Genomic DNA, 24071 nt, shown 5'->3' on the forward strand with positions numbered 1-24071 from the left:
GTCGGCATCAACCAAACTGGCGGTGCAGCGGATGAAGCTGCTGAAACATTGGATACAGCTGTACAGCACAAAGAGCAGGACGACGGTGCATTTGATTACAGTAATGTAAACAAAATCACGTTTGCCTGTGATGCCGGAATGGGATCCAGTGCAATGGGTGCATCCCTTCTGCGGAAGAAGATGAAGGATGCCGGATTGACTGAAATAACAGTCGATAATGCAGCCATTTCCAATATCCAGGATGATGCCGATATCGTCATCACGCAGAAGAATCTGACAGACCGCGCACGCAATAAACGACCGGATGCTGAGCATATCTCAGTGGAAAACTTCTTGAACAGTCCAAAATATGCAGAACTGATCGAGAACCTCAAAAAGCATCAAGCATAAGTAAGGAGTGATTGAATTGGAATTGGTCAGCAGCAGAGAAAGAAGAATGATCCTGCATTTGCTACGTTCCAGACACCAATTCATCTCCATCCGAGAGCTGGCAGAGCATTTGAATGTCAGCTCTCGAACCATTCATCGGGAATTGAAGCAAGTGGAGCGGACACTCGCTGAGAATAAGCTGTCCTTACTGCGTGTCACCGGATCTGGCATCCGGATAGAAGGAGAAAAAGCTCATATGGAAGCGATGCAGGAACAGCTGCGTGACGCCGTCGAAGTGGACACGACACAGGAAGAGCGGCTGCTCCATTTGCTTTATTTACTCGTTGAAGCTGCCGAGCCTGTCAAAGTTGCCTATCTGGCAAATGAAGTGCAATTATCCAAAACAGCGATATCTGTATATTTGGATGCATTGGAAGCCAGACTGAATGATTATTCGCTGTCCATCAAAAGGCGCCGGGGTGTTGGAGTTGAGCTGGAAGGCGAAGAAAATGAAAAGAGGAAGATCCTTGTCCAGCTCATGATGGAGCAGCTGGATCAAGCATCCATCTATTCCTTCACGAATGACTATGAAGAACAGACATTGCATCAGTTCCTGCAAAACATCATCAAGGAACAGAGTATGACAACGGTGGAGAAATATGTAATGGATCATTTGACCAAACTGTCCTATTCCATCGCAGATAACGCTTATGTTGCGCTTATCACCTATATCAGCATTACGATTCAGAGAATACGGCAGCATAAATTTGTGACCTTATCAGATCCTTTGCTTGAATCTTTACAAAAAACGGAAGAATATGCGATTGCCGCAGCGCTGAGCAGGGAATTGGAAACTACCTTCTCCATTGCATTTCCTGCTTCGGAAATCAGTTATATCGCGGTACAGATCCAAGGGGCGAAGCGGAATGAAACGATACATCGTTCCGACCCGCTGCTCGAGCTCCAGGTGCAAGCTTTCATCCAGATGGTCACAGATGAGATCCAGCTGCCCCAGCTGGAAAAGGATGAGACATTCACAGAAGGTCTGCTCGCCCATATCGAACCAGCGATCAGCCGTGCAAGAGAAGGCATCCAAACGTACAATCCGCTTACAGAAAAGATCGAGCAAGACTACCAGGAGATCGTGGCTGCTGTCCGGCAAGCCCTTGAGACAGTGTTCCCCACTTTTCGTTTTGGGCAAGGCGAGGTCGCCTTCCTGGCATTGCACTTTGCTTCTGCACGGGAAAGACAGCGCAGCAGACAGCGTCTGCATGCCTTGGTTGTATGCGCAAGCGGAATTGGCACTTCCAAGATGCTGGCCAGCAGATTACAAAATGAATTTCCCGAAATTACACAGGTCACATTATCATCCTTCCTGGAATTGAGGGAGATGGACTTGGAAAGGTTCGATTTGCTGATCTCGACGATCAGCCTTGATCAATTCCATCGGGAATACTTGCTTGTCAATCCGCTTCTGCCTGGTCCCGATGTCAAACGCGTAGATGCATTCATCCAGCAAGAGCTGCCGGCCATTTATAAAAAGAGAAAACAAACGGAACCAGCTGAATCCGTTCCGGCATCCCTTCCGGCCATATCAGCTTTTGAGTCCAAATTAGAGGAACTGAAGACTTTGACAGCTGTGATACGAAAGGTTTGGGATAATTTCAAGATCGACGAAACCTATCACCCGCAGCAGATGGACCTATTTACACATATCGATGAACAAGCTGCAGATCTTGGCATCATCGGAAGCCAAGGGCTACTCGCCCCTCTCCTTGAACAAAGAGATCGACTCGGAGGAATGGGGATCCCTGAAACTAAAATGGCCTTGTACCACAGCCGCAACAGCAAAATCGAACAGCCTGCATTTTGGATGATGGCGCTCTCCTCCCCTATCAGGATAAAGGGGATGGATAATAAAGCGATGGAGGCTGACCGCCTTTTCATCCTTGCTGCACCGGACAATTTGCCTTTGAGCTGTTATGAGCTATTCAGCAAGATCAGTATTTTCATTCTGGAAGAGCAAATTCAGCCTCTGATCCGCGCTGCAGACCAAGAAGCACTCAGCAAGGAATTGGCACAGCTGTTCACTGCCCACATCCAGCAATTCACAGATCATTTAGGAGGGTAATCATGCAAGTACTACAAGAAGCGAACATTTTACTGAACACAAAATTGGATAACCAGGAGGATGCCATCCGCAAGGCAGGGCAAATCCTTGTGGATAATGGCTATGTAAACGAAACCTATGTGGACAAAATGATCGAACGCGAAGCATTGACATCGACTTATATGGGAAATTTCGTGGCAATCCCCCACGGTACAGAAGAGGCAAAAGAGGAAGTGCTTGCTTCCGGTATCTCTGTGATCCAGGCACCTGAAGGCGTTACATTCGATGGCAATGAAGTGAAGCTTGTCTTCGGCATTGCCGGCAAAAATAACGAACACCTGGATATCCTTTCGCAAATCGCAATCGTTTGCTCAGAGGAGGAAAACATCGATAAGCTTGTCAATGCAACAAGCAAACAAGAGATCATGGACATGTTCTCCGAGGTGGATGCGTAATGAAAAGCGTACACATTGGTGCCGGCAATATCGGCAGGGGATTTATCGGCGCCCTTCTCTCCCATGCCGATGTCCAAGTGACTTTCGCGGATGTGAACAGAGACATCATCTCCGCCCTGAAAGAAAAGCAACAGTATGAAGTTGTCTATGCACAGGAAGAAGCGCATTCCGAAATGATTACCGGCGTTACGGGCTTGAACAGTGCCACAGAAGAGGAAGCTGTCATCAAGGCTATTGCAGAGGCGGATCTGGTGACTACAGCAGTAGGTCCATCCATCCTGCCGCACGTCGCACCTGTCATCGCCAAAGGACTTGTCCAGCGCGCCAAACAGCCCAAGCCGATCCACGTAATCGCATGCGAAAATATGATCCGCGGTTCGAGTCAATTGCGTGAGTTTGTCATGGCACATGTAGATGAACAGGATAAGGAACAGGTCGAAGGCTATACCGCATTCTGTGATGCTGCAGTTGACCGGATCGTACCAATACAGGAGCACAAGGACTTGCTGACTGTTCAAGTGGAGCCTTATTTCGAATGGGTCGTGGAGAAGAAAAACTGGCAAGGTGAACTTCCGGCAATAGATGCCATCACCTTCGTCGATGACCTGGAGCCTTATATCGAAAGAAAGCTGCTTACAGTCAACACTGGCCATGCCGCCATTGCCTACGCAGGGTATGCGAAAGGTTATGCCACCATCATCGAAGCAATAAAGGATGGGGAAATCCTCGGTCTTGCGAAACAGGCTCTGGAAGAGACAAGTTACTTGCTGCAGGAAAAATGGGGCTTTGACGAAGATGACTTGACCCACTATATCGCGAAAATCCTGCAGCGCTATCAAAATCCATACATTTCCGATAGGCTGACACGTGTAGGCCGCGGACCGATCCGTAAGCTTGGACCGAAAGATAGATTGGTTTATCCAGCACAGGCATTGCTGGATAAAGGCAAATCCGCTGATGCGCTGCTTACCACCATCGCTTATGCATTGGAATTCGATCCAGAAGGCGATGATGAAGCAAAAGAATTGCAAGAACGCATCAAAGCCGAAGGAGCAGCCTCTGCTTTATCCCATATCAGCGGACAGTCCAAAGACAGCGCGCTGGTGACGAAAGCGATTGAAAAATATGAACTCCAAAAAGACAGAGCATAAGCGCTCTGTCTTTTCATTTTGTTTTCAGCAGACGCTTATGCATCCAAATAGCTGCCTGCATACCATCCCCCATTGCGATGCTGACTTGCTCGGAATGGACTGTGATATCCCCGGCGGCCCAGACACCTTCTATACTCGTTTCCTTCGTACGGGGATTATTTTCGATATGTCTGTTCTTATGAAGCTCCACACCCAATGATTCAGCCAGCTTGCTGTTCACCTGGTTCTTTCCGAAAGCGACAAAGGCTTTCTCCGTCCACAGTTTCTCCCCATCTTGTAACAGGAAGCCTTCCAACTGCTCCTCTTCATCGAGCACGACTTCTTGCACCGGCTGTTCATAATACTCAATGGAGTGCTTTTTCAATTTCTCGAAGATTTCCTCAGAAACCGGCTCCTGCTCATGATTGATATAGACAATATCACTCGACCAATAGGAAAGCATGACAGCCAAATTCGCCCCGGCTTCCCCTGATCCAGTCACTGCTGTCCGCTTTCCGCTGATCTCATATCCATCACAATCAGGGCAAACATAAACATCTGTACCAAGCAGCGGATACAGTTCTTTGATCGGTATCCGGTCCGTCACTCCCGTGGCAAATAGCAGCAGTCTGCTGTCATATGTTTTGCCGTCTTCTGTTTTAACCGTAAAGCCTTGTTTCCAATTCTCCACTTCAACTGCTTTTTGATGCTCGACTGCGATACAGCCGTACGATTCCATCTGCTTCCTGCCAAGCTCCAGCAAATGATCACCCGAGACACCATCCGGCCAGCCAATCAAGTTATGATAGCTTTTACACCAATGGGACCTGCCGTCGTTCGGCTTATCCAGAACGAGGACATCCCGCTTATAGCGTCCGAATTGGATGGCTGCCTGCGTACCTGCAATTCCACCGCCTATAATGATTACATCATACATATATTCGCCTCCCATCATTCATGTTCCCGATGTTTACAGCAATGTTTCCGCCCCGTCAGCATAAAGGACACTGCCAGACATATGACCCGAAGCGTCAGAAGCCAGGAAACAGACAATAGAAGCAACATCCTCCGGCTTTCCTGGTCTCCCTTTCAATGGATGCTGTCCCTCAGGGAAAATTTTTGGAATCGTGATTTCAGCCAGATGCTCTTCATCCTTCTTCGTCCGTTCATCGATATTGGTCTCGATCCCTCCCGGACAGACGATATTCACCCTGATACGGTAAGCAGACAGCTCCAACGCAGCCATCTTACCGAAAGCCGTCTGTGCCGCCTTGGATGCACTATAGGCACTCATCCCAAAGCCGGAGAATGTCCGGTTCCCATTTATCGAACTGGTAATGATGATGCTCCCGCCCCGCTCTTTCATATGCGGTATGGCGAACTTGACGGTCAGGAAGGTCCCTTTTGCATTCGTACCAAGTGTCTTATCCCAGTCTTCATCCGATAAATGTTCAATAGGGGAGAGCATACCATTGATCCCTGCATTGGCAAAGACGATATCCAGCCGCCCGAACGCATCAAGCACTTGCCGGTATCCCTGCTTCAGCTGGCTGCTATCAGTAACATCGACTTTCGCTGCCATAGCCGATCCACCCGCTTTCGCGATTTCAGCAGCGGTTTGCTCCAGAGCGCTGGTATCCATATCGAATAACCCTACCCGGACTCCATTCTCAGCGAGCATCCTTGCAGCTGCTTTTCCGATACCAGATCCTGCTCCGGTCACCACTGCTGTTTTCCCGTCCAATGATCCATCCATCCGGTCATCCACTCCTTATCTATTTATATAGTTATTTCCTTACTGCGCCCCAAGTAAAACACCCTTCTAGAAAAGGGGGCGACAAATTGGAATCAGCCCGACAAAAAACCGAACTTGCGAGAAGGATTCACGCAAGTTCGGTTTTATTGCAGGCTGGACGCCGGGATAACGGCTGATCTGAAGCCCTGATTGCCCGGTGTATTTCCTCTATTGATTATCGTTTTCCAAGGCTGAACGTATATGTGCCAAATGATGCTTGCCATGCCAAGCATAGATGCCGATGTTCTCCTTCAAACTCACTTCCCCCGATTCCGGATGCCGGAATGTTCGTTCAAGCTGTTCAGCACGGAGCGAACACAGTAAAACAACCCATTTTCGATGGATGGCTGCAAGCAGATCCATAGCTGATCGAGGAGGCATTTCATAATCCGCAAGCTTCGCCCATTCCGATTCTTCGTAAGGTTTTATGATTGGATTTTCTTCTGTCAGCGCCAATTTGAAGCGGATGTAAGAATTGAGATGGCTATCCGCTAAGTGATGCAGCAGCTGCTTGATATTCCATCCGCCTTCCCGATATGTATAGAGGAATTCAGACTCTGACAGCCCCTTCACAAGCAGGTTCAGCTGCTCGGGCAGCTGGCTGATTTCATCTATCCATCGTCTTATCTGTGCTTCCGATATAGGTCCTTCCAAGTGAAACTTACCGATCGGATATCTACTGTCCATCAAACCCCTCCTTCATTGATTCTGATTTTACCATAAAAAAACTGCGCCCCATGGGCACAGTTTTATCAGGAAACCTGAGAGGCTGCGTTCGCTTCGGTGATTCGGCCTTCCGTCTCTTTATCGAAGAAATGCACCTGACTCATATCGAATAGCAGCTTGCGCCTATCCTTGCCTTTGATATCGGAACGGGCATCCACCCTGGCCACGAACTCCTGTCCAGCCATATCGGCGTAGAGGAAGCTTTCAGCACCCATCAATTCGACAACATTGATTGTCGCTTCCACTTCATGGGCATACTCCAGGCTTTCCTCATAATCGGCATCATGGATATGCTCCGGCCTGATTCCCATTACGACTTCTCCGCTGCCGTACCCAGCTTCCTGCAGCATCTTCTTTTTAGCGGGCGGAAGCTGGAAGGTGACATCCCCCAGTTTAGCTTTGCCGTCTTGAATGGTCACGTTGAGGAAGTTCATGGAAGGTGAGCCGATGAAGCCGCCGACGAACATATTATTCGGATTATCATAAACATCCTTTGGCGCCCCCACCTGCTGGATGATGCCGTCTTTCATGACAACCAGCCGGCTCGCCATCGTCATTGCTTCTGTCTGGTCATGGGTCACATAAATTGTGGTTGTCTGCAAGCGCTGATGCAATTTCTGGATTTCCGCACGCATTTGCACCCGCAGCTTTGCATCCAAGTTGGAAAGCGGCTCATCCATGAGGAATACTTTCGCATCCCGGACAATCGCACGTCCAAGGGCCACCCGCTGGCGCTGACCGCCGGATAGCGCTTTTGGTTTCCGATTCAGATAATCTGTAAGCCCGAGGATCCGACTGGCTTCCTGGACACGTTTGTCGATTTCATCCTTCTTGAATTTGCGGAGTTTCAAGCCGAAGGCCATATTGTTGTACACGTTCATATGAGGGTAAAGGGCATAATTCTGGAATACCATGGCGATATCCCGATCCTTTGGCGGAACGTCGTTCATTCGTTCTCCATCCATATAGAAGTCGCCGCCTGAGATTTCTTCCAAACCGGCAATCATACGTAAGGTGGTCGATTTTCCGCATCCGGAGGGACCAACGAAAACGATGAATTCTTTGTCATCTATCTCTAAATTGAAATCTTCTACCGCCGTCACGTTCTTATCATAAACCTTTTGGATATTCTTCAACTGTATCTTCGCCATGTAAGCGCCTCCTTTTTGTATACCTTTACTTTACCTCTTTTTGGATTTTCATACCATTTGGCACTTGCACAAAATGTAAGCGCTTTTATTGTGCGTTATGCCAAAGAAGCGCAGCTTAGCCACGCTTCATATCCCCATCTTCCAACAGCAGCACCTCATCGAGGAAGACTGTCGGGGCCTTCACTACGCAATCAATATGGACACCAGCTGCGACAGTCCCGCCAAATGTATTATTGCTTCCAAAGGCGATGTGGATCGTCCCATACACTTTCTCATCTTCCAGGACATTTCCTGTTATCCGCGCTTTATCATTTGTGCCGACACCGAATTCCGCTACATTGCGACCATCTCCGTCACCAAGCATTCGCAGCAGCATATCTCCTTGCCTGCCGGTAGCTGCCGTCAAACGGCCTTCCTCGATTGTAAGCAGAATCGGTTCCTCCACCTTGCCAAGTCCTGAAATGGAGCCATCAATCCATATCCGCCCTGAAGCAGTACCTTCCACTGGCGCGATGAACGCTTCACCCGACGGCAGATTTCCGGACTGTCCCTTTTTCCGGTATATGCCCGTACTGGGGACACCGCTGCGGCCCTTGATCGAGAATGTCAGCTCTTCTCCACCCTTGCTGATTATCACTTCTTTTGTTTGACTCAATTTTTCCGTAACTTCAAATGTCATTTTTTCGACTTGATCGTAGTCTGCACTGATGGCACCTTCCAGGAACATATCGTATGTAATCCCAGGCATCGTCGCCACACGGACCCCAGCGGCTACGGCATCCTTTTTCGCCTGTGTATGTGTCAGGGAATGCTCCGTGATGCATACAGCTGCATCACAATGCTTCATTGCTTCAGCAATGACGCTTGGCGGTTCCTGACCGGATTTCTCCCTGTCCTGCATGATAAGCAGCAATGTTTCAGCGCCAATGGATCTGCCGGCTGCATAGAGAGCTTCCGCCAGCTCCTTTTTACTGTCATCCGTGACGATCAGCAATGTTTCTTCCTCTCTCAGTGTCAAGCTGCTGATCAAGGCATTCCTGCTATTGTCCACCAATTTACTTCCCATTCGGACATCCCTCCTGTTTCTCTCTATTATACACAAAGAAACCGCCCGCTTAAGCAGACGGTTCCAGATTCAGATAAACAGAAGCAAACTGATTGCCATCACCATCATGCCGCTGATCAATCCATAAATCGAAGTATGTCCTTCATCATATTTCTTGGCAGCCGGCAATAATCCATCGAGTGAAATGAACACCATGATCCCAGCCACGGCGGCAAAGATGATCCCAAACATGATATCGTTCAAAAACGGCATCAAAACGAGGTACGCAAGTATGGCTCCAACTGGTTCCGACAGACCCGATAAGAAAGAAAGACCGAAAGCCTTCTTCTTATTGTTTGTCGCAAAATAGACTGGAACAGCGACTGCAATCCCCTCCGGGATATTATGGATCGCGATGGCGATGGCAATGGCTACCCCAAGGGAAGGATCCTGCAAGGCAGAAGTGAAGGTGGCTATACCCTCCGGAAAATTATGGATGGCTATTGCCAGCGCAGTGAAAGTACCCATTTTAAGCAAGGCCTGATTTTGAACCGGGCTGTCCATCTCCTCGACTTTTTTGCCCTCATGCGGATTGGATTGCTTCGGTATCACTTTATCAATCAGTGCGATGAGGAGCATCCCGCCAAAGAACCCGCCTACCGTCGCCCAGTTGCCTGCTTGGATGCCGATGGCCCCGGTCAAGGCATCCTTTGCCTTGACGAAGATTTCCACCATCGACACATAAATCATCACCCCAGCAGAAAACCCGAGACTGAGGGATAAGAATTTTGTATTCGTTGTGGAAGTGAAAAATCCCATCAGACTGCCTATTCCTGTTGCAAGCCCTGCCATCAGGGTCAAACCCAAGGCCAGTAATACATTTTCGTCCATCGTTGCCCTCCTCGTTCTGCTACAATCTACTTCCTTTTATTATGCACCATAACAATAAAGTTTCCTAGTGGAAACTTATAAACATGGAAGTTCCGATTCCTTTCCTACTATATGGCGGTGACTTGCTTAAGTTGACAAGAAAAAAAGCTGGCAATTGGATTGCCAGCCCTGCCTATTCCAATGCCTCGACGAACTCCATATTGACTAGCTCTTCGTATTTATAATCTCCTTTGTATACACCGGTCTTCGTCACTACATCCATCGTTTTATCCGTTGCTTCCTTTGTGATATAGCCATCCTTGCTCCAAAGTTCATCAGCATAAGCCCGGTCCAGTGATGCTTGCAGACTCGCTTCCTCTGTTGTCGGGAACTCCTTTTTCAAAACCTCCATAGCCATTTCCTTATCCTCATCTACCGCTTTTAAAGCTTTCGTGATAGCTCTTACAAACTTCTGGACTGTTTCAGGATCCTCTTCAATCGTGGATTGCTTTACACTGATGACGCTGTATGGGTAATCTCCCAAACTAGGAAATCCATAGAACGGTTCATTCCAGACTCCCTTTTCAATGCCATCGTATATTTGCGGTTCGGCTCCATTGGCAATATCTGCCTGGCCATTCTCCACCAAGGATACAACGGCACTTGCATCGGCAGGCTCTTCAAGGAATACGTCTTTGCCTGGCTCCATCCCCAACTCCATGATCAAGTAACGTGTCAGCAAGTTCGGGCTGCCTCCATAGCGCCCTGCTGCAATTGTCTTCCCTTCGAGATAAGCTGCCAATACTTCCTCCGATGCACCTGCCGGAGGTGTATCGCCGCCAGCCATCAAGTAGACATTGGCCCGATTGACGACATTGACGACCGATACAATGGGATCATTCGAGTCGATATTGGCGAGTGCATTGGAATCCGGACCGGCGATATTCCCCCAGGCATCCCCGCTTACGACAGTCGTTACATGCGCTCCGCCAGTTGCAGTGACCACTTCCACATCCAAACCTTCCTCTTCAAAATACCCTTCATGTATAGCTGCATAGAGCGGCAGATAGCCAGTCAAATGCACCGGTTCTGCAATGGTTATTTTCTTCAGCTCCTCTTTCTCACTGCCGCCACCTGCACATCCTGCCAGGATACCAAGCAGGACAGCCAAAAAGAACACGCCAAACCACCGTGCTTTTTTCATGGGACACCTCCTATTGTTTTGGCTCTTGACCTCGAAGCAATAATTTTTCCAAGCTGACCGTCCCTGCATACATGAGCAAAGACAATATCGACAATACGACGACACCGACCCACACAAGGTCGATATCCAAAATTTGACCTGCATATAAGATCATCCTGCCAATTCCTTGACGGGAGCTGATGAACTCCCCGACGATCGTTCCCGCAAGCGCCAATGCAATATTGATGCGCAGACTGCTTACAATCCAAGGCATCGTTGTCGGAACGACCACTTTCGTAAAAACATGTCTGCGTTTGGCTCCTAAGGAATACAGCAGTTTTTCCAAATCCTTATCGACTGCTTTGATGCCGCTATGAGCAGCCAGTGCTGTGACGATGACAGTCATCAGGAATGCAAGCATCACCTTGGAAAAGAACCCGATGCCAAACAAAATGACAATGACCGGACCAAGCGCCAGTTTCGGAATCGCATTGAAAGCAATCAAGTATGGTTCTGATATTCGTGAATAGTAAGCGGACCACCAAAAAGACAGCCCGACCAGTGAACCGATAAGCGTCCCGGACGCAAATCCAGCCAAAGTAGCAAGCGATGTATAGACCAAATCACTCCAAAGCGTGCCTTCCAGGAAAGCAACCTTGGCAGTTTCATAGATTGTACTCGGACTGCTCCAATAATATGGATCCATCACTTCATATCGTGTCAGGACCTCCCATAAGATAATCACGAGCACACCGAGACCGATCTGACCTCCAAACACTATCCGCTTCATTCGCTGCTGGCGTTTTTTCTCATCCTCGATGTAGCGTTTTTTTTCAGGTTTTGCCATTCTCTTTCGGTTCCTCTCTAAGCAAATCCAGCAATGTTTGCTTTAATGATATGAATTTATCCGATAACAATGTTTCCTCTGTACGAGGCCGCTCCAGTTCCACATTGATTTTTGCCTTCAGTTTTCCTGGCCGCTGAGACAAAACATAGATGTCATCCGATAAGAAAATCGCTTCGTCTATATCATGTGTGATGAAAAGAATCGTTTTCTGGAAATCCTCCCAGATACGAAGCAGCCACTCTTGCATCTGCAGCCTAGTCTGTGCATCCAATGCTCCGAATGGTTCATCCAGCAAGATGATGTCCTGGTCATACAAAAGCGTCCGCAGCAATGCGGCCCGCTGACGCATACCTCCTGATAACTCCGGAGGATAATTGTTTTCAAAGCCTTGCAACCCATACCTTTCAAGTAATGGCTGCGCCCTTTTCCTCGCCTCCCGTTTCGATATACCCTTTACTTCCAAGCCAAGAATCACATTATCCAAGATCGTCCTCCACGGCAGCAGCAGATCCTTCTGAAGCATATAACCGACATAGCCACTCTTGCCGACGATATTCTCTCCATCCAAAAGAATCTTTCCAGTGGTGGGCTTGATAAGCCCGGCAATCATATTGAAGAGTGTCGATTTGCCACAGCCGCTGGGGCCAATGATACTGACAAAACGTCCTGCAGGTATTTGCATTGTCGTCTCCTGCAATGCAACCACTTCCTGACCGTCGCGTCTGAATATCTTACTGGCATCTATGACTTTTAATTTATACATGGCGCCACTCCTGTCATTTCTATAGACCCATCATACGCAGGAGGGTGCTGAATGATTACAAATTATTGGCATGTCCAGCATAAATTCCCTTATTTCAGCAAAAAGCACAAAAAAACAGCCCGCACAGTCGGATATGCCACGCAACATATCATCTGTACAAGCTGTAAGACAAGCCGAACAATGCATTCTGCTTGCAAATGAGAGGGATTAACCGAGAACATGACGAATGTTTGGTTACAGTTCGTTAGTTACCCGAAAATCTTACCCTTACTTTAGCATAGGGAATATAGGATGACAGCAAATTTGTAAGATTATATGACACCCTTTTTACAAGAAAACAGCCAGCGCATGTTTGCACTGGCTGTAAATGTCATAATACTTTACTCAAGAAAGCCTTCGTCCGTTCTTCCTTCGGATTGTTGAAAATATCCCCCGGTTTCGCTTCCTCCACGATATAACCGCCATCCATGAACAAGACACGATCACCGACTTCGCGAGCGAAGCCCATTTCGTGCGTGACAACGATCATCGTCATCCCTTCCCTGGCGAGCTGTTTCATGACCTCCAGCACCTCCCCGACCATTTCCGGATCAAGTGCAGACGTCGGTTCATCGAACAGCATCACCTTCGGCTCCATGCACAAGGCACGGGCAATGGCAACCCGCTGCTTTTGTCCGCCGGATAGGGACTCAGGATAAACACCTGCCTTATCTTCCAGGCCAACCTTTCGCAGCAGCGCCAGCGCCTTTTCTTCCGCGTCCTTCCTTTTCCACTTGCGGACGACCATCGGGGAAAGCATGATGTTCTCCAGCACCGTTTTATGAGGGAACAGATTGAACTGCTGAAATACCATGCCTACGTCTGTCCGTACCTTATTGATATTCACTTTTTTATCAGAGATGTCCGTTCCTTCTATATAGACGTGACCATCCGTAATATCCTCGATGCGGTTGAGACAGCGAATGAAAGTGGATTTACCGGAACCGGAAGGACCGATGACCACGACTACTTCCTTTTCCTTGATTTCGACATTAATGTCCCGCAGCACCTCGAGATCGCCGAAGGTTTTTTTTAGGTTTTTTACGCTGATCATCTGTCGCATACTTCCTTTCTAAAAAGCCCTGTACATATGATAATACTAAACAAACGACAAAATACAAAACCGCCACTGCCAAATATGGCTCCCAGACCCGGGAATATGCGCCAACTGCCACCCTGCCCCAGTAAAATAGCTCCGGCGCTGCAATGACCGCTCCAAGTGAAGAATCCTTCACCAAGACGATGAATTCGTTGCCCAGCGGCGGAATCATCCGCTTGAATGCCTGTGGCAGTACAACATGCCGCAGCACTTGTGCGTGATTCATTCCGAGACTGTATGCAGCCTCACGCTGCCCCTTATCTATCGAATTGATACCGGCACGGAAAATCTCTGCAATGTAAGCAGCAGAATTCAATGCCAATGCCACAATCAAGGATATCAGCGGCTCTGGCGGCTTGATGAAAATAGGCATCACCGCAAAGTGAATCAAGAAAATCTGTACGAGCAGCGGCGTGCCCCTGAAAATATTCACATACCAAATGAACGGCAGGCGAAGAATCGGATTGGAAAGGCTCTTCCCCATTCCGATCAGCAAACCGATGACAGCCCCGATGAGGAATCCAATCAATGATGCCAATATCGTGTAGCCAAGGCCTCTCATGAAGAAAGGCAAATACTCTCCAATAATTTCCCATCTAAAATCCATTTTTTTCACCTCAGTATAACTGATAAAACAAAACGTAAATATAGCGTAACGGATATGATCGTTACGCTATATGATCCTCCTTATGGCTGCGCACTCTCAAGAGCTTCGATATCCGGAGTGCCTTCAAACCATTCTTGATAGATTTCCTCATACGTTCCGTCTTCCATGATCGTTTGTATAGCTTCGTCTATCTTTTCCTTATGCTCGCTGTCTTTCGGAAGCAGCATACCGTAATATTCCTTCTCGAAATTATCTTCATCTTCAATCAGTTTAAGATTGGCATCAGGATTGTTTTTCGCATAATGCTGTGCTACGGCAATATCCGTCACCACAGCTTCCACATCACCGTTCTGCAATGCCATCATTGTTGCTGCAGATGAATCGTATTTTGACAGATCACTGCTGTTATCCCCAACCAGTTTCTGTGCTGCCTCATCACCAGTCGTACCATTCTGTACGCCGATTTTCATTCCTTTGATATCTTCAGCAGACTGGATATCCGTTCCCTCCGGTACCGCGATGACTTGTGTTGCTTCGAAATAAGGCACAGAGAAATCATACGTTTCTTTTCTTTCATCCGTTATTGTTATACCAGCCATCCCTGCCTGCAGCGTTTCATCCTCCACTCCAACAAGCATCGGATCCCAGCCTGTGTTTTTATATTCATAATCCAGCCCTGCTTCTTTCATGATTGCATCCAGCAAATCGGCATCAAATCCGACGATTTTATCTCCTTCCATCGATTCAAAAGGAGCGAATGTCGCTTCTGTACCGATCGTGAGCTTCCCCTCGCCGGATCCGCTTGATTCTTCATTGGATATACATGCACTTAAAAATAAAACACAGATAAGGCCAGCCGCTGCCATGAGCTTCTTTACTGATTTCATAATCGATCTCCCTTTTCTATCTATATTGTAAACTTGCAATAAAATCTATAAATATTCATTCTGGTTCATTTATTTTACATAACATCCTATGTCTTGTAAATATAAAAATAGAACTAATCCTTCCTTTTCGACTATTCCCGCATTTTAAATTATCAGTAAATTGTGATTTTATGTTACAGTACAGATATACCAAAGGAAAGCGGGGAGACATATGACAGCGACCAGCGACACTTTTGCCAAGGAATTCGAGTGGCTGATAGAACTTCAGCAAGTCCGTGATGCACTTTATTTTCTCAAACAGGATAATGAACAGACAACCAAGGATCAAATAGAGGTGACCGAAGTGGAGGCCCCTCCATTCCATGAGGACACACGCGCCGCCTTTTTTAAAGAGAAAATGGCTGCATACGGCTTGGAAAATTTGAAGACAGATGCCGAAGGAAATGTATATGGTATACGAAAGGGCAGCGGCAGCGGACCTACAGTTGTCATTGCAGCCCATCTGGATACCGTCTTCCCTGCCGGAACGAAGGTGAAGGCAACTATCGAGGATGGCATTGTGCATGCCCCGGGGATCGGAGATGACGGCCGCGGTTTGGCTGTATTGCTGACATTGCTGCGCAGCTTGGAAGAAAATAAGATCGAAACAGAAGGCGACATCATCTTCCTGGCGGATGTCGGGGAAGAAGGTTTAGGGGATTTACGCGGGATGAAGGCATTTTTCCGCGAAAACACAAATGTGGATGGCTTCATCTCCGTGGAGCCGGGTGCTCCTGGCGACTTGATTTATTGCGGTGTCGGAAGCAAGCGTTATAATGTCACCTTTAAAGGGAAGGGCGGTCATAGCTTTGGGGACTTCGGCACGTCGAGCGCCATCCATGCAGCCGGGAGAGCTATCGCTGCATTGGCGGATATGACTGTTCCCGAGGATCCAAAGACGACATACAATGTCGGAACGATCCATGGCGGCACATCCATCAATACCATCGCCCAGCATGCCGGCTTCCAGCTTGATTTACGCTCTGTATCAAGCGAGGCTCTGGCTGAATTGGAGGAAAATGCATTGGCACATATCGAAGAGGCTGCCCAGGCAGAGGGCGAAGCATGGCAGCAGCCTGGCAGTATCTCGGTGACGATAGAACTTGTCGGGGACAGACCTGCAGGCAGCCAGCCAAAGGATGCTCCGATTCGTCAGATCGCCCTGCAGGCTGCCGATGCCCTGGGCATCGAGGTCGAACGGGAAGAGCCATTGAGTACCGATGCAAATGTGCCGATCAGTCTTGGCATCCCCGCCCTGACACTCGGCGGAGGCGGTACAAGCGGCGGACATCATACGCTCGAGGAATTCTTTGATCCCACCGATGCTTTTTATGGACCGCAGCGAATTCTGCTTTCCTTACTCGGTATGGTCGGCATCAAAGATACCATTGCTCCATTACTGCCTATCCGGGAACAAAAATGAGCAAGGACCGCTAATGCGGTCCTTGCTCATTTTTCAATTATGCGGAGGATATTCATATTGGATATCATCCCATTTGCGTGAATACTTGACATTCAAGTCCACCCCTTCGAAATACCACGCATCCGAACGTTCGACAAAGTACGTAATCCCTTGCACTTCTTCACTCGCAATCGGATCATTTGGCATTTCAGCTGTAATGCCGAGTGAGAACCCTTCTTTAATGCCACCGAAACCGCCATAGCGGACATAAAAACGCACCGCGCTGCCTGGTTCAAGATCCATTTCCTGAACGAACCAATTCGATGCAGGCTTTGTAACGGAGATTTGCATAATTTCACCCCTTCTATACAACTATAACAAATAGTGACAAAGTGTACCTCATCCGACAAAAATCACGTGAAATCGTTGATAAATATTAATAAAAAGTTTACAATCTCTAGAGGGAAGTTTACAAAAAATTATCATTATATGTTCCCAGGAACGACCTTATTCAAACACCATTCGGAGGTTTTGTAATGTTCAAGAAGAAACAAGACAAATTCTCTTTGCTTTTAGCTGATATAGCAAAGAATATTGATGAGACTGCAGAGTATTTTGTTACTTATAAAGTAAAAGATGAGTCTACATTATCTGAGTTCTCCAATAAATTAAAGGAATTCGAAGTAAAAGGTGATAAGCATGTACATACAATCATCAAAGAACTGAACCATGCCTTCATAACACCAATCGAACGGGAAGACATCCTTCAGCTTACGAACAGCTTGGATGATGTCCTGGATGGGATGGAAGAATTCTCAGGTATGATGGATACTTACGGCATCTATTCTTCCGACAGCTTCATCGATCAATTTACAGATGAAATTCGTTCCTGTGCCAAGGAAATCTTGATCACCGTCGATCTGCTATCCCATAACAAGCTGAAAGAGATCCAAGAACACGCAATCAAAATCAAGGCGCACGAGCAGAATTGCGATACGATTTTCCGTAAATCCTTGAAACAGCTCTTCCAGAAGGAAAAGGATCCTATCAAAGTGATTCAGTACAAGGAATTGTACTATATCCTGGAAGAAATCGCCGACAGCTGTCAATCTGTTGCGAATAATCTTGAAACAATCATCATGAAGAATTCGTGAGGCATAAACAATGGATGTATTATTAGTACTGACCATTCTAACCGTCATCTTTGCCCTTGCATTCGACTTCATCAACGGATTCCATGATACAGCCAACGCCATCGCCACTTCCGTTTCGACAAAGGCTTTGAAACCAAGGCATGCCATCATTTTGGCTGCGGTCATGAATTTCGTCGGTGCCATGACTTTTACCGGCGTGGCGAAAACAATCACAAGTGATATTGCCAATCCGAACGAAATCGTCAATGGCTCTGTCGTCATCCTTGCTGCACTGATCGCCGGGATTGCCTGGAATCTGATTACCTGGTACTACGGTATCCCGAGTAGTTCTTCCCATGCGATCATCGGTTCCCTGGCAGGTGCTGTCATCGCGTCGAGCGGCTTTGCCATCTTGAATTTGGAAGGGTTCCTGAATATCCTGGAAGCATTGATCCTTTCCCCGATCCTGGCTTTTGTTGTAGGTTTCATTCTTTATAACATCATCAAGCTGATTTTCAGGGAAAAGAACTTGCCGAAGACGAATAAGAATTTCCGTCGTGTGCAAATCCTGACTGCAGCATTGCAATCATTCACCCATGGGACAAACGATGCCCAAAAAGCAATGGGGATCATCACGATGGCATTGATCACAGCCGACCTGCATTCTTCGACAGATATCCCATTATGGGTACAAGCAGCCTGTGCGACTGCAATGGGGCTTGGTACTTCCGTAGGTGGTTGGAAAATCATCAAAACAGTTGGCGGAAAAATCATGAAAATCCGTCCAGTGAATGGTGTTGCTGCCGATTTGACTGGTGCGTTCATCATTTTCGGCGCCACTTATATTCATCTGCCGGTAAGTACGACGCATGTCATCTCCTCCTCCATCATGGGGGTTGGTGCAGCACATCGCCGCAAAGGTGTAAACTGGGGAACAGCGAAACGGATGGTCATCACATGGTTCATCACGCTGCCGATCACAGCTTGCCTGGGCGGACTGATGTATTTCATCTTGAACATCTTCTTCTGATACAGCAAAAACACGCTTGGAGATAACCAAGCGTGTTTTTTTAATCTTTTCGCAACCGTCTTGCCAAGACATTTCCCAGCGTCTGCATTGCTTGTACAAGTATGATCAGGATGATGATGACTACATACATGACTTCAGGCTCAAAACGCAGGTGGCCATATTGATAGGCCAAATCCCCAAGGCCGCCGGCACCTACCAGGCCAGCCATTGCCGTAGCCCCGATTAAACCGATTGTTGCAATGGTCAATCCCAAAATCATCGTGGAACGTGCTTCCCTTATGATGACACTCCAAATTATCTTGCTTGTGGAAATGCCCATGGATTCATACGCCTCGATGACACCTTTATTGACCTCCAGTAATGCCGATTCCATCAAGCGCGCAATATAAGGTGCTGTATAAACAACGAGCGGCAGGATTACGCCCTGGACTCCGATCGTTGTCCCAACCACCGCTCTCGTCAAAGGCAGGAGCAGGAACAAAAGGATGATGAAAGGGATGGATCGGATAATGTTGATGACCGTGTTCACAATCGAATAAAATACGCGGTTCTCAGCTTGTCCGCCTTTTCTTGTCATGACCAGCAAAATACCCAATGGAAGTCCGATCACGATGGAAATAGCCAATGAAATACCTGTCATCAGCAATGTCTGCCAAAACGCCTCCGTGATGTCCGTACCCCATTCCGTCCAGAACTCGGCGATCATGACGCCACCTCCTCAACCGTTACATGCTGTGCTTCCAAATACGCAATCGCCTTCTCCACTTCCGTTTTATCTCCCTGCAAGTGAATAAGCAATTTGCCGACGGAGCTCGCTTTCAGCTGATCGATTCCTCCTGCCAGTATACTCGGAACGACATCGAATTTCTTTGTGATGGCCGCAAGGAACGGCTCATTCGAAGCTTCCCCGATGAACGTCAGTGAAACGAGACGCCCTGTTGCAGACAGCCCTTCCTTCACACTATCAGGAATTTCGAAGTTCGCTTCATCAAAGACAAATTTCCGGGTCTGCGGATGCTTCGGCTTGGTGAAGACATCGATGACGGATCCTTCTTCCACCAGCTCTCCTTGATGCATGACACCGACACGGTCACATATGCGCTGGATGACATCCAGCTCATGTGTGATCAAGAAGATGGTGATGCCAAGCTCCTTATTCACGCGGAGCAATAATTCAAGGATGGAAGACGTTGTATTCGGATCCAAAGCACTCGTCGCTTCGTCACTCAGCAGCACTTCCGGCTCTTGCGCAAGTGCTCTTGCAATGGCCACCCGCTGCTTCTGACCGCCGGATAATTGAGCTGGATAGACATTCTTCTTTTCCTCAAGGCCCACTATCTTCAAATATTTATCAACGCGCCCTTTGATTTCATCCTTCGGCACTTTACTCAGCTTCAAAGGTCTGGCAACGTTCTCGTATACCGTAGCCGTCGTCAGCAGATTGAAATGCTGGAATATCATACCGATTTTCCCTCTTGCCTTACGAAGCTGAGCCTTCTTAAGCGTCGTGAGTTCCACGCCGTCGACGAATACTTCCCCTTGAGTCGGACGTTCCAATAAATTGGCACAGCGGATCAGGGTGCTTTTCCCTGCTCCGCTGAATCCGATTATGCCATAGATTTCACCTTTATTGATTTTCAAGGAGACGTCTTTCAACGCCTCCACTTTTTTCTTGCCGGTGGTAAAGGTTTTCGATACATTCTTCAATTCAATCATATTGCTTCCCCCTTACCAGCTTGGAACGACAGATCCCTGGAATTCATCTTCCACAAACTGTTTTACTTCATCGGACTGGTAGATTTCTTGAATCTTCTTCACAATTTCATCGTCCTTGTTCGCTGATCTTACAACAAAGTAGTTGGACCATGGATTGTTTTCCGATTCCTCTGCAAAGATAGCATCATCATTGATATTCAAATCAGCTCCCATTGCAAAGTTTGTATTTATTGCCGCTGCCGCCACTTCCGGAAGCTGAGCCGGAAGCTGGGAAGCATCCAATTCGACGATTTCCAGATTCAGCGGATTTTCTACGACATCTTTAGCCGTTGCGGAGTTTTCCGCCTCCGGATCCACTTTCAATACGCCTGCCGACTCAAAGAGTTTCAACGCACGATATTCGTTGGCAGGGTCATTCGGTACAGCGATTTTGTCTCCCTCTTTCAACTCGGAAATATCCGAAATCTTATCTGTATAAATCCCCATCGGGAAAGTCAAGGTCTTGAATACTTCCTCTAATTCATATCCTTGATTCTTCACTTGATCTTCCAGGAAAGGAAGTGTCTGATAGCTGTTCGCATCCAGACTGCCATCATCCAGCGCACTGTTTGGTGTATTGTAATCATTGAATGTCTTGATTTCGACATCGATTCCTTCATCCGCTGCCAATTCTTTTACTTTTTCCATGACTTGCTCATGCGGTCCCCCGCTGACACCCACCAAAATTTTATCATTTGCCAGCGCAGCAGATTTATCATTGCCGCACGCTGCTAAAAATAACGCCAATAATCCGATAAGTCCAAAACTTAAGATTTTTTTCATGTTGCTCTCCCCTTTTTCCTTCGCTGTTATCAACTACAATAAAAAAGCGCCTCTCCGGATTAAGAGAGGCGCATGGTATACATATGCACTAATTCTCTTATCTCTCAGTACGGCTTTTCGCCGTCTGCAGGAATTAGCACCTGATCACTGATCTGGTTGCCGGGCTTCATAGGACCTGTTCCTCCGCCACTCTTGATAAGAATTTCATTATACTTTTGTTGTTGATCTGTTTGTTACTTTACCTCCCAATCCAAACGTTGTCAATATAATTTCAAAAATAATAGAAAAATTATCCCGTTTCCCTGGTAGTCCCGTCATCCGAAAAGATAATGGGATTTGTTTGGCTGTATGGTTCCGCAACGATTCATGTACGGCATCAAACGAGCGATTGATCAATTCCCAAAGAGCGACAGGATCCCGCTTCTTTTTCATGTCCATCCTGAAATCCGCTCTCCGATATGACTACTATTATCATAAATTTGATATATTTGCGGAAGAGCGAAAAGGCAAAAGAATCACCCCTGAATTCCTGCGCGAATGGTCGGTTCATCCTAAATATGCATCAGCGTCAAGGAGCGCATAAAAAATTCATCCATAGCCGGAAAAGATGAACAAGAGCCGGATGTCAGACATCCGGCTCTCCTGTGTACAAGGCCTCCCAACACATACGTACACACAGCTATTCTCTTTGTATGCCAAAGCGGGCATTGATTTGACCACGCAGCATTTGCTGGCGGCTTTCCCGTTCCGCTTCCTTCCTCTTGTCTCTCAGCATCTGCTGACGAATTTCGAAGGTTTGCACACCCTCTTCCCTTTTGTTGGCGATTTCGATCAATTGCTCTACATCCGAAAAAGAGTACTTGCGATTTCCCTTCGCTGAACGTTCCGGAAAAATGAGCTTGCGTTCCTCGTAATAACGAATCTTGCGTTCAGTCAGACCAGTCAGCTCGCTCACAATGCCGATTGTGATCACTTTCCTGTTCTTATAAGAAGGCTCATTACTCATCTGTTCACCTCATCACCATGTGCTGTTACTTAACATTATACCGCAACTTTCCATTCATCCTAGTATTATGTAAGGAAACCTAACAAACAACAAAAAAGTTCGTCAGCATCGCTTACATGTTTGATGCATGGCAATTTGGATATACGTATACTGAACGTAACAGCAAAAAGAGATACCGGAAAGGAGCGTCTTGCACGTGGCATATGATCAGGAAGCCCTTGATTTAGCCAAACAGATTGTGGAACTCGACCTGAAGCGCGATGAGTGCTGGGAAGATCTCGCAGCACTCGCTGGGGATAAAGCATTCGAATTGCTTCGACTCGTTCAGAATAGATGATACATGCAAAAGGAGACCCGTAAAATGGTGTGCCCCCCAGAAGTTACCAAAACTTTTGGGGAGGCAGTTCAAAATAGGTCTCCTTTTCTCATTTCACATAATTCGGATAATCTGTGATGATACCATCGACACCTGCTCGGATCAGCGGCTGGACTTCCCCCGGTGCCCGGACCGTCCATGGCATGATACGCATTCCGCGTGAATGGATCCTACTAACCAATGTATCGTCCAGCGTCACATTGGTGAAATGTGTATTCACATAATCTGTATAAGCAGCAAGCTTATCAAGTTTGCGATTGGTAAGATCGGCACTTCTTGACGTCAGCACGCCAAGCGGCACATATGGCAGCAGCTGGGAAAGATAAGCAACCGATCCAAAATTGAATGACTGCAGGATTACCTCTTCATGCAAGACATTGGCCAATTCATATCGCTCCAGCAATTCTGCGCAAGCTTCCTCTATTCCGTCATAGAGTTCAGGGGACTTCAGTTCAATGAGGAACTTTGTCTTCCCCTTATACCGTCTGATCACATCCTCCAGCAGCGGGATACGCTGCCCTTCATATACAGAATCATATCCTGCGCCCACATCATAATTCTGCAAGGAAGCAAAGGTAAGGTCCTTAACAAATACAGTCTCTGACGGTGCATTGGCTGCTGTACGATTGATGGATGTATCATGAATGACGACAAGCTGGCCATCCTTTGTCATTTGTACATCCAGCTCAATAAAGTCAGCGTTCATCTCCAGAGCCAAATCGAAAGCAGCAATTGTATTCTCGGGCGCGAATCCAGAAGCACCGCGATGTGCGATAACAGGCATGATACTTCGGTGAACGGACTGACTATCGAGGGATTTAGTGGTTACGGACTCGTACGATGGACTAAACTGATTTGTCATTCGGATCATCTCCCTGGGGTTATCTGGATTGTAATCTTCGTAAGATCGTAATCTTCGAACTTTGGACAGTGATCTTTCCTTATTTTCTTGTACTTTCAATATAAAGGCTTTTTATTAAGGGGATGTTGAGCTGCTGTTTAGAATGATGCAGCTTATCTTAAGAACATGTAAACATACAAAGGCGCCACAAGCCACGTTTGCAGATTGCATACTTAGGGAATGCTAGTAGTACAGCACAATACAACAATAATTCTGGAGGTAGTTATCATGAGTTTCATCTTATATCTCATCGTCGGCGGTATCATCGGCTGGCTTGCCGGATTGATCCTTGGACGTGATGTTCCGGGAGGCATCATCGGAAATATCATCGCCGGTATCATCGGAGCCTGGTTGGGCGGACTGATTTTCGGCGATTTCGGCCCTGACTTGGCGGGTATGGCCATCATCCCGGCCTTGATTGGCGCCATCATCTTTGTTTTCGTGTTGAGCCTCATTTTACGCGGAATGCGCAAAAAGTAACAGAACATGAAGGGACTTGCAGGTCATATGACCTGCAAGTCCTTTTTTCATTGCCCGAATGTATGAGCTTTGTAAAAACAAAGCTCATTT

26 protein-coding genes, 1 pseudogene and 1 riboswitch are annotated in these 24071 nt (G+C 47.2%); of the genes and pseudogenes, 9 read left to right on the top strand and 18 right to left on the bottom strand.

The annotated features are described in order from the left end of the window. From CHH53_RS01320 to CHH53_RS01335, 4 genes and pseudogenes are all read left to right on the top strand, one after another. A pseudogene (locus CHH53_RS01320) lies at window positions 1-390 on the top strand (PTS mannitol transporter subunit IICBA); the annotation flags it as partial. Between the two features lie 16 nt (window positions 391-406). Continuing rightward, entirely contained in the window at window positions 407-2500 is a 2094-nt protein-coding gene (locus CHH53_RS01325; RefSeq protein ID WP_095214326.1) for a BglG family transcription antiterminator, read from the top strand. 2 nt (window positions 2501-2502) lie between these two features. Continuing rightward, window positions 2503-2934: a PTS mannitol transporter subunit IIA gene (locus CHH53_RS01330; protein WP_095214327.1), complete on the top strand. Its 432-nt coding sequence runs from the start codon at window positions 2503-2505 to the stop codon at window positions 2932-2934. After that, window positions 2934-4085 (top strand): mannitol-1-phosphate 5-dehydrogenase, encoded by a 1152-nt coding sequence (locus tag CHH53_RS01335; protein WP_095214328.1) that lies wholly within the window; start codon window positions 2934-2936, stop codon window positions 4083-4085. The genes CHH53_RS01330 and CHH53_RS01335 overlap by 1 nt, the downstream gene beginning before the upstream one ends. Before the next feature lie 13 nt (window positions 4086-4098). On the opposite strand, the gene CHH53_RS01340 is transcribed toward CHH53_RS01335, so the two are convergent. The 12 genes from CHH53_RS01340 to CHH53_RS01395 form a co-directional block, all read right to left on the bottom strand. After that, the gene (locus CHH53_RS01340; protein ID WP_095214329.1) at window positions 4099-5001 is read right to left on the bottom strand and encodes an NAD(P)/FAD-dependent oxidoreductase; all 903 of its coding nucleotides are present in this window, start codon (window positions 4999-5001) and stop codon (window positions 4099-4101) included. 33 nt (window positions 5002-5034) lie between these two features. Then, complete coding sequence (locus tag CHH53_RS01345) at window positions 5035-5820, bottom strand: SDR family oxidoreductase (RefSeq protein WP_095214330.1); 786 nt, start codon at window positions 5818-5820, stop codon at window positions 5035-5037. A 207-nt stretch (window positions 5821-6027) separates the two neighbouring features. Then, window positions 6028-6546: a YfiT family bacillithiol transferase gene (locus tag CHH53_RS01350; RefSeq protein WP_095214331.1), complete on the bottom strand. Its 519-nt coding sequence runs from the start codon at window positions 6544-6546 to the stop codon at window positions 6028-6030. Between the two features lie 65 nt (window positions 6547-6611). Further along, on the bottom strand, window positions 6612-7736 hold the full coding sequence (locus CHH53_RS01355; RefSeq protein WP_095214332.1) for an ABC transporter ATP-binding protein: 1125 nt from the start codon (window positions 7734-7736) through the stop codon (window positions 6612-6614). Between the two features lie 115 nt (window positions 7737-7851). Continuing rightward, window positions 7852-8802, bottom strand: coding sequence for an aminopeptidase (locus tag CHH53_RS01360; RefSeq protein WP_095214333.1), 951 nt, complete (start codon window positions 8800-8802; stop codon window positions 7852-7854). A gap of 69 nt (window positions 8803-8871) precedes the next feature. Beyond that, window positions 8872-9672 (bottom strand): zinc transporter ZupT, encoded by an 801-nt coding sequence (zupT, locus tag CHH53_RS01365; RefSeq protein WP_095214334.1) that lies wholly within the window; start codon window positions 9670-9672, stop codon window positions 8872-8874. Between the two features lie 172 nt (window positions 9673-9844). Then, window positions 9845-10855, bottom strand: coding sequence for an ABC transporter substrate-binding protein (locus tag CHH53_RS01370; protein ID WP_095214335.1), 1011 nt, complete (start codon window positions 10853-10855; stop codon window positions 9845-9847). 10 nt (window positions 10856-10865) lie between these two features. Next, complete coding sequence (locus tag CHH53_RS01375; RefSeq protein WP_095214336.1) at window positions 10866-11681, bottom strand: ABC transporter permease; 816 nt, start codon at window positions 11679-11681, stop codon at window positions 10866-10868. Beyond that, window positions 11668-12444: an ABC transporter ATP-binding protein gene (locus tag CHH53_RS01380; protein ID WP_095214337.1), complete on the bottom strand. Its 777-nt coding sequence runs from the start codon at window positions 12442-12444 to the stop codon at window positions 11668-11670. The genes CHH53_RS01375 and CHH53_RS01380 overlap by 14 nt, the downstream gene beginning before the upstream one ends. A 370-nt stretch (window positions 12445-12814) precedes the next feature. Further along, a complete protein-coding gene (locus CHH53_RS01385) occupies window positions 12815-13537 on the bottom strand; it encodes an amino acid ABC transporter ATP-binding protein (protein ID WP_095214338.1) in 723 nt (240 codons plus the stop codon). Next, window positions 13476-14189 (bottom strand): amino acid ABC transporter permease, encoded by a 714-nt coding sequence (locus tag CHH53_RS01390; protein ID WP_095214339.1) that lies wholly within the window; start codon window positions 14187-14189, stop codon window positions 13476-13478. The genes CHH53_RS01385 and CHH53_RS01390 overlap by 62 nt, the downstream gene beginning before the upstream one ends. 80 nt (window positions 14190-14269) lie before the next feature. Next, a complete protein-coding gene (locus tag CHH53_RS01395; RefSeq protein ID WP_095214340.1) occupies window positions 14270-15076 on the bottom strand; it encodes a basic amino acid ABC transporter substrate-binding protein in 807 nt (268 codons plus the stop codon). A 211-nt stretch (window positions 15077-15287) separates the two neighbouring features. Between CHH53_RS01395 and CHH53_RS01400 the strand changes: the two genes are divergently transcribed. Continuing rightward, the gene (locus tag CHH53_RS01400; RefSeq protein ID WP_095214341.1) at window positions 15288-16538 is read left to right on the top strand and encodes a M20/M25/M40 family metallo-hydrolase; all 1251 of its coding nucleotides are present in this window, start codon (window positions 15288-15290) and stop codon (window positions 16536-16538) included. Window positions 16539-16571: 33 nt separating this feature from the next. Here CHH53_RS01400 and CHH53_RS01405 read toward each other — a convergent pair whose 3' ends face one another. Further along, a complete protein-coding gene (locus tag CHH53_RS01405; RefSeq protein ID WP_095214342.1) occupies window positions 16572-16868 on the bottom strand; it encodes a HesB/YadR/YfhF family protein in 297 nt (98 codons plus the stop codon). A gap of 185 nt (window positions 16869-17053) precedes the next feature. On the opposite strand from CHH53_RS01405, the gene CHH53_RS01410 reads away from it, so the two are divergent. Beyond that, window positions 17054-17671, top strand: coding sequence for a DUF47 domain-containing protein (locus CHH53_RS01410; protein ID WP_095214343.1), 618 nt, complete (start codon window positions 17054-17056; stop codon window positions 17669-17671). A 10-nt stretch (window positions 17672-17681) separates the two neighbouring features. Beyond that, on the top strand, window positions 17682-18680 hold the full coding sequence (locus CHH53_RS01415) for an inorganic phosphate transporter (protein WP_095214344.1): 999 nt from the start codon (window positions 17682-17684) through the stop codon (window positions 18678-18680). A gap of 40 nt (window positions 18681-18720) precedes the next feature. Here CHH53_RS01415 and CHH53_RS01420 read toward each other — a convergent pair whose 3' ends face one another. From CHH53_RS01420 to CHH53_RS01440, 4 genes are all read right to left on the bottom strand, one after another. After that, complete coding sequence (locus tag CHH53_RS01420; RefSeq protein WP_233134750.1) at window positions 18721-19386, bottom strand: methionine ABC transporter permease; 666 nt, start codon at window positions 19384-19386, stop codon at window positions 18721-18723. Beyond that, a complete protein-coding gene (locus CHH53_RS01425) occupies window positions 19383-20396 on the bottom strand; it encodes a methionine ABC transporter ATP-binding protein (RefSeq protein ID WP_095214345.1) in 1014 nt (337 codons plus the stop codon). Before CHH53_RS01425 ends, CHH53_RS01420 begins: the two co-directional genes overlap by 4 nt. A gap of 12 nt (window positions 20397-20408) precedes the next feature. Further along, on the bottom strand, window positions 20409-21218 hold the full coding sequence (locus tag CHH53_RS01430; protein WP_095214346.1) for a MetQ/NlpA family ABC transporter substrate-binding protein: 810 nt from the start codon (window positions 21216-21218) through the stop codon (window positions 20409-20411). A gap of 94 nt (window positions 21219-21312) precedes the next feature. After that, a riboswitch (SAM riboswitch) is annotated at window positions 21313-21420 on the bottom strand. A 477-nt stretch (window positions 21421-21897) separates the two neighbouring features. Next, entirely contained in the window at window positions 21898-22224 is a 327-nt protein-coding gene (locus CHH53_RS01440; RefSeq protein WP_038563668.1) for a MerR family transcriptional regulator, read from the bottom strand. 196 nt (window positions 22225-22420) lie between these two features. Here CHH53_RS01440 and CHH53_RS17470 point away from each other — a divergent pair, with 196 nt between their 5' ends. Continuing rightward, a complete protein-coding gene (locus CHH53_RS17470) occupies window positions 22421-22561 on the top strand; it encodes a hypothetical protein (protein ID WP_198946012.1) in 141 nt (46 codons plus the stop codon). 88 nt (window positions 22562-22649) lie between these two features. Here CHH53_RS17470 and CHH53_RS01445 read toward each other — a convergent pair whose 3' ends face one another. Beyond that, the gene (locus CHH53_RS01445; RefSeq protein WP_158221447.1) at window positions 22650-23462 is read right to left on the bottom strand and encodes a glycerophosphodiester phosphodiesterase; all 813 of its coding nucleotides are present in this window, start codon (window positions 23460-23462) and stop codon (window positions 22650-22652) included. A 267-nt stretch (window positions 23463-23729) separates the two neighbouring features. Here CHH53_RS01445 and CHH53_RS01450 point away from each other — a divergent pair, with 267 nt between their 5' ends. Next, complete coding sequence (locus CHH53_RS01450; protein ID WP_095214349.1) at window positions 23730-23981, top strand: GlsB/YeaQ/YmgE family stress response membrane protein; 252 nt, start codon at window positions 23730-23732, stop codon at window positions 23979-23981. Window positions 23982-24071: the final 90 nt, after the last annotated feature.

It is taken from the genome of Terribacillus sp. 7520-G, assembly GCF_002271665.1.
In the GTDB taxonomy this organism is placed as follows: Bacteria; Bacillota; Bacilli; order Bacillales; family Amphibacillaceae; genus Terribacillus.